Source organism: Nocardia sp. NPDC052112 (assembly GCF_040680135.1).
Taxonomy (GTDB): domain Bacteria; phylum Actinomycetota; class Actinomycetes; order Mycobacteriales; family Mycobacteriaceae; genus Nocardia.
This window is the reverse complement of sequence record NZ_JBFAWD010000003.1, coordinates 329,611-342,340: the sequence shown is the minus strand read 5'-3', so window position 1 is coordinate 342,340 and position 12,730 is coordinate 329,611. Positions and strand designations below refer to the sequence as shown.

The window sequence follows — 12,730 nt, the reverse complement described above, 5'->3', positions numbered from 1 at the left end:
ACAATGTCGATCAAGCTCGGGCCGAATAGATACGGCAAAGCCGAGAACCGGGTCGTCCGAGTGACGAAAACCGGTGGCGTCCACGAGATCCGGGATCTGAACGTCGGTGTGGCGTTATCCGGCGATATGGACGAAGTCCACCTGACCGGTGACAACGCGACGGTCCTGCCGACCGACACCCAGAAGAACACCGTATTCGCCTTCGCGAAGGAACACGGCATCACCTCGCCGGAAGCGTTCGGTCTTTTGCTGGCAAGGCATTTCGTCGATTCCCAGCCGCCCATCCGCCATGCGCGGGTCTCCCTGGAGGAGTATGCCTGGGAGCGCATCGTGGTCGGTCCCGGCGACAAGCAGTATTCGTTCGTGCGCTCCGGCCAGGAGACCCGCACCGCGCGGGTGCACTACGACGGCGAAAACGCCTGGGTGGTTTCGGGTTTGACGGGGCTGGTGGTGCTCAACTCCACCGGCTCGGAATTCCACGGCTACATCAAGGACAAGTACACGACGCTGCGGGAGGCCTATGATCGCGTGCTGGCCACCGAGGTCAATGCGCAGTGGCGTTTCGCGAGCGAACCGGGGGACTGGGACAAGGCCTATCGCGAGGTCCGTGGTGCGCTGCTGGAGGCATTCGCCGATACCTACAGCTACTCGCTGCAGCAGACGCTCTACGCCATGGGCGATCGGGTGCTCGGCGCGGTACCGGAGGTCTGCGAGGTCCGGCTGTCGCTGCCCAATAAGCACCACTTCGCCGTGGACCTGTCCGGCTTCGGACTCGACAACGACAACGAGGTGTTCTTCGCCGCCGACCGCCCCTACGGCCTGATCGAGGGCACCGTACTCGCCGAGGACGCGCCCGTTCCCGGACCGGCTTGGGAGTGACGATGGATTTCCTACGACCCGATACCTGGGCCGAGGCGCTCGACCTCAAGGCGGCCGACCCGGAGGCCAAAGCCATCCAGGGCGGCACCGATGTCATGGTCGAAATGAACTTCGACCGCGGCCGTCCGGCGGCACTACTCGATCTCAACCGCTGTCGCGACTTGTTCGACTACTCGACCGAGCCCGATGGCCGGATCCGGATCGGCGCGGGCGTCCCGTACGTGCGCATCATCAACCGGCTCGGCCACCAGCTGCCCGGTCTGGCCCAGGCCTCGCGCACGGTCGGTTCGCCGCAGATCCGCAATCGGGGGACGGTCGGCGGGAATCTCGGTGGTGCGTCTCCGGCCGGTGACGCACATCCGGCGCTGCTGGCGGCAAATGCGGTGATCGAGGTGGAGTCGGCCGCGGGCGGCACCCGCCTGATCCCGATCGACGACTTCTACGTCTGGGTGAAGAAGAACGCACTGGCGCCCGACGAGCTGATCCGCGCCATCTGGATCGAGCCCGCGACCGGACCGCAGTACTTCGCCAAGGTCGGCACCCGCAATGCCATGGTGATCGCGGTCTGCGCGTTCTCGATCGCATTGCATCCGCACACCCGCACGGTCGGTACCGGCATCGGATCCGCCGGACCGACACCGCTGCGGGCGACGCCGGCCGAGCGGTTCCTCGCCGATGCGCTGGACTGGGATGACCCGGCCCCGTTGCCATTCGATGTCATTCGTGAATTCGGTGAGCTGGTTTCGGCCGCCGCCAAGCCGATCGATGACGTCCGCGGCACCGCGGAATACCGCAAACATGCCTTGACGGTGCTGGCCCGGCGCACCCTGTCCTGGGCCTGGACGGACTACCTGGCAGAAAGAAGGAGGGCGGCCTGATGCGTGTGACCTTTGACGTGAATGGCTCGCAAGAGACCGTCGACGATGTGTGGGAGGGCGAGAGCCTGCTCTATGTGCTGCGCGAGCGCATGGGCTTGCCCGGCTCCAAGAATGCCTGTGAGCAAGGCGAATGTGGTTCGTGCACAGTATATTTGGATGGCACGCCGGTGTGTTCGTGCCTGGTGGCCGCAGGTCAGGTGCAGGATCGCTCGGTGCGTACCGTCGAGGGCCTGGCCAATGGCGCGAAGCTCGATCCGATGCAGGAGGCGTTCGTCGAGGCCGGTGCGGTCCAATGCGGTTTCTGCACACCGGGTCTCATCGTGCAGGCGCACGATCTCATCGAACGCAATCCCGAGCCCTCCGATGTGGAGATCCGCGAGGCGCTCGCCGGAAACCTCTGCCGCTGTACGGGATACGAGAAGATCCTCGACGCGGTGCGCCTGGCCGCCGCACGTAAGGCGGGCCGATGAGTACAGCATCGCGCAGCGATTCCATGAGGGGCGGTGGCCGGGTGACGGGTGGGCGTACAGCATCGCGCAGCGATTCCGTGCGGGACGCTGGCCGGGTGACGGGTGCGCGCAAGACCGTTATCGAGAATGCCTACATCGCACCGGTAGTCGGTGCGGAGATCGCGTCCGGATATGTCGTCATCGCCGAGGGGCGCATCGAAGCCCTCGGCGCGGGGCCGGCACCGATCGTGCCCGGCGCCGAAAAGATCGACGGCACCGGCTGTCTGGTGACTCCGGGCCTGGTCAATACCCACCACCACCTCTACCAGTGGGCGAGCCAGGGCCTGTTCCAGGATTCCACCCTGTTCGAATGGCTGACCGGTCTCTACCGCACCTGGGCGCGCATGGACGCCGACGTCGTCTACGGCGCGGCCGCAGCGGGCCTGGGCTGGCTGGCGTTGACCGGCTGTACCACCAGCAGTGACCACCACTACATCTTCCCGAAGGGACGCGGCGACCTCTTCGAAGCCGAGGTGCGCGCGGCAAGCGAGATCGGCCTGCGCTTCCACCCGTGCCGCGGCTCCATGGACCGCGGACAGCGCGACGGCGGCCTGCCGCCGGACGAGGTTGTCGAGAGTCGCGACGAAATCCTCACCCACACCGCCGAAGTCATCGACAAATATCACGATCCGTCGTTCGATTCGATGCTGCGCGTCGCCGTCGCGCCCTGCTCACCGTTCTCGGTGAGCGAGGGTCTGATGATCGATTCCGCGACGCTGGCGCGCGCCAAAGGTGTTCGGCTGCATACCCATCTCGCCGAAACGCTCGACGAGGAAGAGCACTGCATCGAGCAGATGGGCTGCACCCCGGTCGAATACATGGAGAAGCTGGGCTGGCTCGGCGAGGACGTCTGGTTCGCGCACGCGGTGCACCTGCACGATGCCGACATCCGGCGCTTCGCCGAAACCGGTAGCGGCTCCGCGCATTGCCCCAGTTCGAATGCCCGACTCGGTGCGGGTATCGCCCGGGTCAGCGATCTGGTGGCCGCCGGTGCGCCGGTCGGCCTCGGCGTGGACGGTGCCGCGTCGAGCGAGTTGACCTCGATGGCCGGGGAAATGCGTCAGGCCATGCTGTTCCAGCGCGCGGTCCACGGCCCGACGGCCTTCACCGCACGCCAGGCGCTCGAGATCGGCACCCTCGGCGGCGCCCGTAATCTCGGCCGCCACCACGAGATCGGCAGTATCGAGCCCGGCAAACTCGCCGACCTCGCCATCTGGCGAGTCGACGGTTTCCGCGCGGCGCTCGAGGATCCGGTCTGTGCCCTGGTTTTCGGACCGACACCGCCGCTGGCCCGGCTGCTCGTCGGCGGGCGCACCGTTGTGGAAAACGACGAATTGCGCACCGTCGCGACGGATGTCGTCGGCCGGGCCGGCGTCGCGGCCCGCAAACGTTTGATGCGACAGGAGCCACGATGACTGTCCCACGGACCACCCGCTTCCCGGGTGAGGTCGCCGCGCCGGGTAAGGGCGGTGTCGGCGAGAGCCCGCTGCGGCCCGACGGCACTTTGAAGGTCAAGGGCGAGTTCGCCTATGCCTCCGACCTGTGGATGGACGGCATGCTCTGGGGTGCGACCCTGCGCAGCCCGCATCCGCGCGCGATCATCCGCAGTATCAATATAGCGCCCGCGCTGGCCATGACCGGTGTGCACGCCGTGCTCACCCATGAGGATGTGCCCGGCCGCAAGGTGTACGGCCTCGACCACACCTGGGATCAGCCGGTCCTGGCCATCGGCGAGGTGCGCCACCACGGTGAACCCATCGCCCTGGTCGCCGCCGACCATCCCGAGATCGCCCGGCGCGCACTGGCCGCCATCGACATCGATTGGGAGGTGCTGGAACCCATTACCGATCCGATGGCGGTGATCTCGGCGCCGAAGCGGCTCGCGGTGCAGGAACGCGGCGGTATCGCCCGCCACCAGCCGGTGCGCGTCGGCGATATCACCGTGGGCCGCGCACTGGCCACCGTGGTGGTCACCGAGGAATTCGAGGTCGGCATTCAGGACCAGGCATTCCTCGGCCCCGAATCCGGCTTGGTGATTCCGGCCGAGGACGGCGGGCTCGACTTCTACGTCGCCACCCAGTGGATGCACAATGATCTGTCCCAGATCGGCCCATGCCTCGGCCTGGCCGACGACCGGATCCGCATGACCATGGCCGGTGTCGGCGGCGCCTTCGGCGGCCGTGAAGACCTGTCCATGCAGATCCACGCGGGCATGCTGGCCATGCGCACCGGCAGGCCCGTCAAGATGGTGTACAACCGCGAGGAGTCGTTCTTCGGGCACGTGCACCGGCACCCGGCGAAGATGCTCTACGAATATGGTGCCAGTGCCGCCGGAAAGCTCACCTACGCAAAGGTTCTCATCGTTCTCGACGGTGGCGCGTACACCTCGGCGACGCTGAATGTCACCGGCAACGCGTCCTCGCTCGCGGTGGGGCCGTACGAGATTCCGCATATCGAGATCGACGCGTACGGTGTCTACACCAATAATCCGCCGTGCGGTGCGATGCGCGGATTCGGCGCGGTGCAGGCCTGTTTCGCACACGAGTCGATGATGGACAAGGTCGCCGAGGCACTGGATCTCGATCCGGTGCACGTACGCCAGATCAATGCGGTGTCACAGGGTTCCAAGTTGGCCACCGGTCAGGTATTACACGCGCCGACGCCGATGGCCGAAATGCTCGGGCAGTTGCGGGATATGCCGATGCCCCCGGACCTGGACGCCTCGGATATCCGGAACCTGCCCGGCGGCGCATCGCAGACCACGCACGGCGAGGGCGTGGTGCGTGGTGTCGGCTACGGCGTCGGCATCAAGAACATCTGCTTCTCCGAGGCCTTCGACGACTATTCGACCGCGCGGGTGCGGCTGGAAGTCATTGCGGGAGAACCGGTTGCGCTCGTGCACACCGCGGCCGCCGAGGTCGGCCAGGGACTGGTGACGGTCGAGGCGCAGATCGCGCGCACCGAACTCGGTATCGAACGGGTCACCATCCACCCGGCCGACAACCAGGTCGGCGACTCGGGATCATCGTCCGCCTCCCGGCAGACCTATATGACCGGTGGTGCGGTGAAGGCGGCCTGTGAGGCCGTGCGTCAGCGCGTACTCGCCCTGGCCCAGGCCGAGTTCGGTGCCATGTCGGGACTGCGCCTGGTCGGCGGCAAGGTGGTTTCGCGAACGGGGGAGGTGCTCGCGGCGATCGTCGATGTCCTGGATGAGGGGGTTGTCGAAGAGACCCGCGAGTACCACCACCGACCGACCACGGGTATGGATCCCGTTACGGGGCAAGGAAATAGCCACACCCAGCTGGCACTGTGCGTACACCGCGCGGTGGTGGACGTGGACACAGACCTCGGCCTGGTCAAGGTCGTCGCCCTGGACGCGGTCCAGGACGTGGGCAAGATCATGAACCGCCTGTCCCTGGAGGGCCAGATCCACGGCGGCTCCGTCCAGGGGCTCGGCCTGGCGGTCATGGAGGAAATCCAGGTCGAAGCCGGTAAGGTGCGCAACCCGTCCTTCACCGACTACCTGATTCCGACGATTCTCGATACGCCGTCACAGCGGCTGGAGATTCTCGAAAATGCCGATCCGCACGCTCCCTACGGGCTGCGCGGCGCCGGAGAGCCGCCCACGCTCTCCTCTACCCCCGCGATAGCCGCCGCGATCCGTGACGCGTGCCGATCACGGGGTGGAAACGTGCACATCAACCGAGTGCCGGTGCGACCGGAAGACATTATCCGGAGCAGTTGATCAACAGGGGCGGCCGGTTCGGAGTGGACCGGACAGACTCCACAACAGCAGTACCCGAACCGTGCGGTCCGGCCCCAGTCCAAAAGGACAGCCGCCGGACCGTAGGTCGGCTACGCCCCGAGGAGGGCACGCCAATGACCCAGATTCAGACCAAGCCCAGCACACCAGAGCCGGTAGCAGGAAGGTCCGCGCTCGACCGGTTCTTCCGGCTGAGCGAACGCCGAACCACCGTTTCCCGCGAAATCCGTGGCGGCATTACGACTTTCGTCGCCATGGCCTACGTCATTCTTTTGGTGCCGCTGATTCTCGGCGGCGTCGCGGATGTCAACGGTGACAAGCTGAGCATCGCTCAACTCACCACGGCCACCGCGTTTTCCGCGGGACTCAGCACCATCCTGATGGGCGTGGCGGGCAATGTGCCCTTGGCGCTCGCCGCCGGACTCGGTGTGGTTCCGGTCGTCGCCTTCCAGGCGGCGCCGCATATGACCTGGCCACAGACCATGGGGCTGGTCGTCCTGATGGGCGTGATCATCGTGATCCTGGCCGCGACCGGCCTGCGGACCATGATCATCAACGCCATCCCGCTCGGTCTCAAGAATGCGATCGGCGTCGGGATCGGCATGTTCATCGCGATGATCGGACTGGTCTCGGCCGGAGTGGTCGGACACGGCGCGCAGACCGGTCCGCCGGTCACCCTCGGCGCCGGTGGTCACCTATCCGGTTGGCCCGTAGTGATTTTTGCGGTCGGCCTGCTTGTGATGCTGGCACTGTTCATCCGCAAGGTGCCGGGTGCGATTCTGATCAGCATCGCCATCTCGACAGTGCTGGCCATCGTTGTCAATGCGCTGGCGAAGATCGACCCGCAGGCCTGGGGGCCGGTGGTCCCGGAGAAGCCGAAGGGATTCTTCGCCGCACCCGATTTCGGGCTGGCGCTGAATATCGACCTCTTCGGCGGTTTCGCCGAGGCGGGCGGGCTGGTTGCGGGGGTCGTGCTGTTCACCCTGGTGTTGACCGGGTTCTTCGATGCCATGGGAACGGTTTTCGGCGTCTGCGACGAGGCCGGACTGCTCGATGAAAAGGGCACCATGCCGGGTATCGGCAAGGTGCTGACCATCGACGGTATCTCGCAGGTCATCGGTGGTGTCAGCGGCGGCGCCGGAAATACTGTGTACGTCGAATCCGCGACGGGAGTCGGTGAGGGCGCCCGCACCGGACTGACCAGCCTGGTTACCGGTGGATTATTCTGCCTCGCCGTATTTTTCACCCCGCTCGCGGCCGTGGTGCCGATCCAGGCCGCCGCGCCGGCGCTGGTGATCGTCGGTGCGCTGATGATGACCCAGGCCCGCAAAATCGATTGGAACGATCTCGAGGTGGCGGTGCCCGCCTTCCTGACGATCGTGCTGATGCCGTTCACCTACTCCATCACCAACGGTGTCGGCGCGGGCCTGATCGCATACGTCGTGATCAAGCTGGCGCGCGGCAAATTCCGTGAAATCCATTGGCTGATCGGGGTGGTGAGCCTCGTCTTCGCCGGTTACTTCGGCATCTCGGCCATCGAACTACTCCTGGGCGGATAGCACCATGCGCGACCTCACGGCAGAATTGCGGAAATGGCATGCGGCGGGCAAGGATTACGCCGTGGCCACCGTCATCGGCGTCACCGGAAGTGCCCCTCGGCCGCCCGGCGCGGCGCTGGCGGTCGACGCCGACGGCATTGTCATCGGAAGTATCTCCGGTGGCTGTGTCGAGGGCGCGGTGTACGAGCTCTGCCGTGAGGTCCTGCGCACCGGGCAGCCGGTGCGCGAAACCTTCGGATACAGCGATGATGACGCCTTCGCGGTCGGCCTGACCTGCGGCGGCAAACTGGAGGTCTGCGTCCAGCGGATCACCGCGATCGAGCGAGTCGCCATCGAGGCGATCCTGCGCACCGACGAGGCGGTGGCACTGGTTCGAGACCTGGAAACCGGTGCGGCCATGGCGATCGGGTCCTGGTGGACCGTCGGCGCCGCCTTCGACGAGGTGGTCGTGGCCGAGGCCAGAGCCATGCTCGATACCGGCACCACCGGTGTGCGGGAGATCGGCTGCGGTGCCGGTGCCGTCACGGTATTCGTGCAATCGTATGTGCCGCCGCCGCGGATGATCGTCTTCGGTGCTATCGATTTCGCGTCCGCGGTGACCAGAATCGGCCGTTTCCTCGGATATCACGTCACGGTCTGCGATGCCCGCCCGGTATTCGCCACGCGTGCGCGTTTTCCAGATGCCGACGAGATCGTCGTGCAGTGGCCGGACCGCTATCTCGCACGCACACAGGTCGATTCGCGCACCGTGCTGTGTGTGCTCACCCATGACGCCAAGTTCGATATTCCGCTGCTCGAGGTGGCGCTGCGCCTGCCGGTGGCCTATGTGGGCGCGATGGGTTCGCGTCGTACCCATGCGGACCGCATGGCCAAGCTGCGCGCCGCCGGTATCGCAGAATCCGAACTGGCCCAATTGCATTCGCCGATCGGTCTGGATCTGGGCGCGCGCACCGCGGAGGAGACCGCGGTGTCCATCGCCGCCGAGATCGTAGCGATCCGCCGGGGCGGTTCGGCCCAACCGCTCACCGCCACCGGCGGACCGATCCACCGGGACCTGCTCCCGGTCTGGTGAGCCGCGCGCCCCGCCGTGCATCCGCACACCCGGTACGCGGGGTGCGGTTTCGGTGCCCGGACTGCGGCTGGAGCATCCTACGAAATCGACTCCGGGAAATTCGATCGGCTTCGTGCTCATTACCGCTGTTCCGGCCGTGCAGTCGGCCAACATAATTGACTAAATTGCGAACAAAGGAACCGCTGAATGCCGTTGATATTTCTGAATGGGGCCGCCATGCGTGGCGGACCGCTCAATCATCTGCTGGACGGTGCGCCTTTCGCGGGGGAAGCAAAAACCGCACCGCGCTATCGTTTCTATTCGGTCGGCAACCGGTTCCCGGGTCTGGATCCCGCTGCCGATGGCGGCGACTCGATCTCCGGCGAACTCTTCGACGTGCCGATGGATGTGCTGCGGCAGCGGCTGCTACCAGCCGAACCGCCCGAACTCGAACTCGGCGCGATCGAACTCGACGACGGCCGTTCGGTCCTGTCGATGCTGCTGCGCCGCCCGCCCACCTCATATCCGGAGCTGATCGACATCACCGCGATCGGCAGCTGGCGGAAATACCGTGAAGGAGCTGAATGACCACGCATTCCGGGGGTACCGCATTCCCGAAATTCGACGTCAATTGTTCGATCCTGTTCACCGATCTCCCGCTGCTCGAACGTCCCGCCGCGGCAAAGCAAGCCGGATTCGACGCGGTCGAATTCTGGTGGCCGTTCGGGGAGGATCCGACGCCGGGCGATAAGGAGATCGACGCATTCGTCCGCGCGATCCGCGATGCCGGTGTGGAATTGGTCGGGCTGAACTTCATCGATCTGATTCCGGCGGGCGGCCGCGGTCTGGTCTCCATACCGAGCGAGGTCACCAGGTTCCGCGACAATGTCGAGGTCGCCATCGGTATCGCCGAGGAGACCGGCTGCCGTGCGCTGAACGCCCTGTACGGGAACCGGGTCGAGGGCGAGAGCCCGGACAAGCAGGACGAGCTCGCGCTGGAGAACCTGCGTCTGGCCGCGCAGGCGGCGGATGTCATCGGTGCCACCGTACTGCTGGAGGCACTGAATTCCTTTGATTCGCCGGACTATCCGATCGTGAGCGCGGCGCACGCCGTGCGGATCATCGAGCAGACCGGCGCGCCCAATGTGCGCTTCCTCTGCGACCTCTACCACCTCGCCCGGATGGATGCGGGGCTGCACGCGGCAATCCGCACGCACGCACCGGATATCGGCCACGTGCAGATGGCCGACAGTCCGGGCCGCGGCCGTCCCGGCACCGGTGAACTCGACTTCGCCGGGCTGTTCGAAACCCTCGCCGAAAGCGGCTACGACGGCTGGATCGGCCTCGAATACAAAGACCCCGAGCTGAATTGGAAGTGGATGAAATGACTGCAGCATCGCGTAGCGATTCCGTGCGAGGTGGCGGCCGGGCGACGGGTGGGCGCAAGATCGGATTTATCGGCCTGGGGATCATGGGCAGCCCGATGGCGGGCCACCTGGTCAAGGCCGGACATCAGGTGACCGGCTACGATATCGGCCCCACCGGTCTGGACAAGCTGAAGGCCGCGGGTGGTTCGGCCGCCGCCGGTGTCGCGGAAGCGGTACGGGACGCGGACATCGTCATCACGATGCTGCCGCAGGACGAGCACGTCGAGGCGGTCTTCGCCGAGGTGCTGGTGCATGCCGCGCCCGGCACGCTGTACATCGACTTCTCCACCATTACGCCCGAGACCGCGCGCTGGACCGCCGAACGGGGCGCCGAACGGCAGCTACGGGTGCTCGACGCCCCGGTTTCCGGCGGTGAGCCCGGCGCGATCAATGCCGCGCTGTCGATCATGGTCGGTGGGAACGAGGCCGACTTCGGCGCGGCCACACCGATTTTCGAGACGGTCGGCAAGACCTTCGCGCTGGTGGGACCGAACGGTGCCGGTCAGGTGGTCAAGGCCGCGAACCAGCTCGTTGTCGGCGGTACCTATGCCCTGGTGGCCGAGGCGATCCTGCTGATGGAGAACCTGGGCGCGGATGCCGAAAAGGGCCTCGATGTGTTGGCGGGTGGGCTCGCGGGCAGCAAGGTCCTCGAACTCAAGCGGGCGTCCATGCTGCGGCGCGATTTCGAGCCAGGCTTCCGAATCGACCTGCACCACAAGGATATGGGCATCATCCTGCAGGCCGCTCGTGACGCCGAGGTGTCGATCCCGATGGGCGCGCTGACCGCACAGCTGATCGCCGCCGCCCGCGCGATGGGGCACGGCTCGCTGGACCACTCGGGTCTGCTGAAGGTGACCGAGGCGCTGTCGGGCCGGGGGAACTGACCATGGCACGTATGCGCACCGTGGACGCCGCGGTTCTGATTCTCGAAAAGGAAGGCGCGACACAGGCATTCGGCTTGCCGGGTGCCGCGATCAATCCCTTCTACAGCGCGATGCGCGCACACGGCGGTATCAAGCATGTGCTGGCCCGCCACGTCGAGGCCGCCTCGCATATGGCCGAGGGGTACACCCGAGCGGCAGCGGGCAATATCGGCGTCTGCATCGGTACCTCGGGGCCGGCGGGCACCGATATGATCACCGGCCTGTATTCCGCCGGCGCGGATTCGATTCCGATCCTGTGCATCACCGGTCAGGCTCCAGTCGCCAAGCTGCACAAGGAGGATTTCCAGGCCGTCGATATCGCTTCGATCGCCGCACCGGTGAGCAAGTGGGCGGTGACGGTACTCGAGCCCGCACAGGTACCGGGGACCTTCCAGAAGGCCTTCCGGTTGATGCGCGAGGGTCGGCCGGGCCCGGTCCTGATCGATCTGCCCATCGATGTGCAGCTCGCCGAAATCGAGTTCGACATCGAGACTTACGAGCCGCTCGAGGTGCACCGCCCGGCCGCGACGCGGGCGCAGGCGGTCAAGGCCATCGAGCTGCTGAATTCGGCGCAGCGGCCGCTGATCGTCGCGGGTGGCGGCATCGTTAATGCCGATGCCGCGGCGCTGCTGGTCGAATTCGCCGAACTCACCGGTGTGCCGGTGGTGCCGACGCTGATGGGCTGGGGCACGATTCCCGACGACCACGCGCTGCACGCGGGCATGGTCGGACTGCAGACCTCGCACCGGTACGGCAATGCCACCCTGCTCGAATCCGATTTCGTGCTCGGTATCGGAAATCGTTGGGCCAATCGGCATACCGGCGGTGTGGAGACCTACACCAAGGACCGCACCTTCGTACATGTCGATATCGAGCCCACTCAGATCGGCCGGGTATTCGCACCGGACTACGGCATCACCTCCGACGCCGGTGCCGCGCTGCGCGTTTTCGTCGAGGTCGCGCGCGAGATCGATGTGGCCGGACGGCTGCCCGACCGCAGTGTGTGGGCCGAGCAGTGCCGCAACCGGAAACAGGTCGGGCTGCGTAAGACGCACTTCGACGATATGCCGATCAAGCCGCAGCGGGTCTACGAAGAGATGAACAAGGCATTCGGGCCCGAGGTGCGCTACGTCAGCACCATCGGTCTGTCGCAGATCCAGGCGGCGCAGCTGCTGCACGTCTACCGACCGCGGCACTGGATCAATGCGGGCCAGGCCGGGCCGCTGGGCTGGACGGTACCCGCGGCCATCGGTGTCGCGACGGCAGATCCCGATGCCACCGTTGTTGCGCTCTCGGGCGACTACGACTTCCAGTTCCTCATCGAGGAATTGGCGGTCGGCGCGCAGTTCAATATCCCGTATATCCATGTCGTGGTGAACAATTCGTATCTGGGCCTGATCCGTCAAGCGCAGCGCGCGTTCGACATGGATTACTACGTACAGCTCGCCTTCGACAACATCAACAGCCCAGAGCTCGCCGGGTACGGCGTCGACCACGTCAAGGTCGCGGAAGGCTTGGGCTGCAAGGCGATTCGGGTATTCGATCCGGCGTGGATCGGTTCCGCCCTCGATGAGGCGAAGAAGCTGGTGACCGAATTCCGGGTGCCGGTGATCGTCGAAATCATCCTCGAACGGGTGACGAATGTGTCGATGGGACTCGAGATCGACAATATCGTCGAATTCGAGGAGCTGGCACAGTCCGCGGCCGACGTCCCGACCGCGACCGCGCAGCTGGACTGAGC

At 65.8% G+C, this 12,730-nt stretch carries 11 protein-coding genes; all 11 read left to right on the top strand.

Annotated elements, in window-relative coordinates; all coding sequences use genetic code 11:
• Nucleotides 1–3: 3 nt before the first annotated feature.
• The 11 genes from pucL to gcl all read left to right on the top strand — a co-directional run bounded on the left by pucL (nucleotide 4) and on the right by gcl (nucleotide 12,728).
• Entirely contained in the window at nucleotides 4–879 is an 876-nt protein-coding gene (gene pucL, locus AB0L58_RS07615) for a factor-independent urate hydroxylase (RefSeq protein ID WP_364382738.1), read from the top strand.
• A gap of 2 nt (nucleotides 880–881) precedes the next feature.
• Entirely contained in the window at nucleotides 882–1,757 is an 876-nt protein-coding gene (locus tag AB0L58_RS07610; RefSeq protein ID WP_364382735.1) for an FAD binding domain-containing protein, read from the top strand.
• Complete coding sequence (locus AB0L58_RS07605) at nucleotides 1,757–2,227, top strand: (2Fe-2S)-binding protein (RefSeq protein WP_364382732.1); 471 nt, start codon at nucleotides 1,757–1,759, stop codon at nucleotides 2,225–2,227. The genes AB0L58_RS07610 and AB0L58_RS07605 overlap by 1 nt, the downstream gene beginning before the upstream one ends.
• Nucleotides 2,224–3,681, top strand: coding sequence for an 8-oxoguanine deaminase (locus AB0L58_RS07600; protein ID WP_364382729.1), 1,458 nt, complete (start codon nucleotides 2,224–2,226; stop codon nucleotides 3,679–3,681). Before AB0L58_RS07605 ends, AB0L58_RS07600 begins: the two co-directional genes overlap by 4 nt.
• Nucleotides 3,678–6,011, top strand: coding sequence for a molybdopterin cofactor-binding domain-containing protein (locus tag AB0L58_RS07595; RefSeq protein ID WP_364382726.1), 2,334 nt, complete (start codon nucleotides 3,678–3,680; stop codon nucleotides 6,009–6,011). Before AB0L58_RS07600 ends, AB0L58_RS07595 begins: the two co-directional genes overlap by 4 nt.
• 134 nt (nucleotides 6,012–6,145) lie before the next feature.
• Entirely contained in the window at nucleotides 6,146–7,588 is a 1,443-nt protein-coding gene (locus AB0L58_RS07590) for an NCS2 family permease (RefSeq protein WP_364382724.1), read from the top strand.
• 4 nt (nucleotides 7,589–7,592) lie between these two features.
• On the top strand, nucleotides 7,593–8,660 hold the full coding sequence (locus AB0L58_RS07585; RefSeq protein ID WP_364382721.1) for an XdhC family protein: 1,068 nt from the start codon (nucleotides 7,593–7,595) through the stop codon (nucleotides 8,658–8,660).
• A 186-nt stretch (nucleotides 8,661–8,846) separates the two neighbouring features.
• Nucleotides 8,847–9,227, top strand: coding sequence for a gamma-glutamylcyclotransferase (locus tag AB0L58_RS07580; protein WP_364382718.1), 381 nt, complete (start codon nucleotides 8,847–8,849; stop codon nucleotides 9,225–9,227).
• Nucleotides 9,224–10,027, top strand: a complete 804-nt coding sequence (locus AB0L58_RS07575; protein ID WP_364382715.1) for a TIM barrel protein — start codon at nucleotides 9,224–9,226, stop codon at nucleotides 10,025–10,027. The genes AB0L58_RS07580 and AB0L58_RS07575 overlap by 4 nt, the downstream gene beginning before the upstream one ends.
• Nucleotides 10,024–10,950: an NAD(P)-binding domain-containing protein gene (locus tag AB0L58_RS07570; protein ID WP_364382712.1), complete on the top strand. Its 927-nt coding sequence runs from the start codon at nucleotides 10,024–10,026 to the stop codon at nucleotides 10,948–10,950. Before AB0L58_RS07575 ends, AB0L58_RS07570 begins: the two co-directional genes overlap by 4 nt.
• 2 nt (nucleotides 10,951–10,952) lie before the next feature.
• The gene (gene gcl, locus AB0L58_RS07565) at nucleotides 10,953–12,728 is read left to right on the top strand and encodes a glyoxylate carboligase (protein WP_364382709.1); all 1,776 of its coding nucleotides are present in this window, start codon (nucleotides 10,953–10,955) and stop codon (nucleotides 12,726–12,728) included.
• Nucleotides 12,729–12,730: the final 2 nt, after the last annotated feature.

Bases quoted from the DNA above. Each gene is read 5' to 3' on its own strand.
- pucL (WP_364382738.1), top strand. From the start codon at position 4: ATGTCGATCAAGCTCGGGCCGAATAGATACGGCAAAGCCGAGAACCGG.
- AB0L58_RS07610 (WP_364382735.1), top strand. From the start codon at position 882: ATGGATTTCCTACGACCCGATACCTGGGCCGAGGCGCTCGACCTCAAG.
- AB0L58_RS07605 (WP_364382732.1), top strand. From the start codon at position 1,757: ATGCGTGTGACCTTTGACGTGAATGGCTCGCAAGAGACCGTCGACGAT.
- AB0L58_RS07600 (WP_364382729.1), top strand. From the start codon at position 2,224: ATGAGTACAGCATCGCGCAGCGATTCCATGAGGGGCGGTGGCCGGGTG.
- AB0L58_RS07595 (WP_364382726.1), top strand. From the start codon at position 3,678: ATGACTGTCCCACGGACCACCCGCTTCCCGGGTGAGGTCGCCGCGCCG.
- AB0L58_RS07590 (WP_364382724.1), top strand. From the start codon at position 6,146: ATGACCCAGATTCAGACCAAGCCCAGCACACCAGAGCCGGTAGCAGGA.
- AB0L58_RS07585 (WP_364382721.1), top strand. From the start codon at position 7,593: ATGCGCGACCTCACGGCAGAATTGCGGAAATGGCATGCGGCGGGCAAG.
- AB0L58_RS07580 (WP_364382718.1), top strand. From the start codon at position 8,847: ATGCCGTTGATATTTCTGAATGGGGCCGCCATGCGTGGCGGACCGCTC.
- AB0L58_RS07575 (WP_364382715.1), top strand. From the start codon at position 9,224: ATGACCACGCATTCCGGGGGTACCGCATTCCCGAAATTCGACGTCAAT.
- AB0L58_RS07570 (WP_364382712.1), top strand. From the start codon at position 10,024: ATGACTGCAGCATCGCGTAGCGATTCCGTGCGAGGTGGCGGCCGGGCG.
- gcl (WP_364382709.1), top strand. From the start codon at position 10,953: ATGGCACGTATGCGCACCGTGGACGCCGCGGTTCTGATTCTCGAAAAG.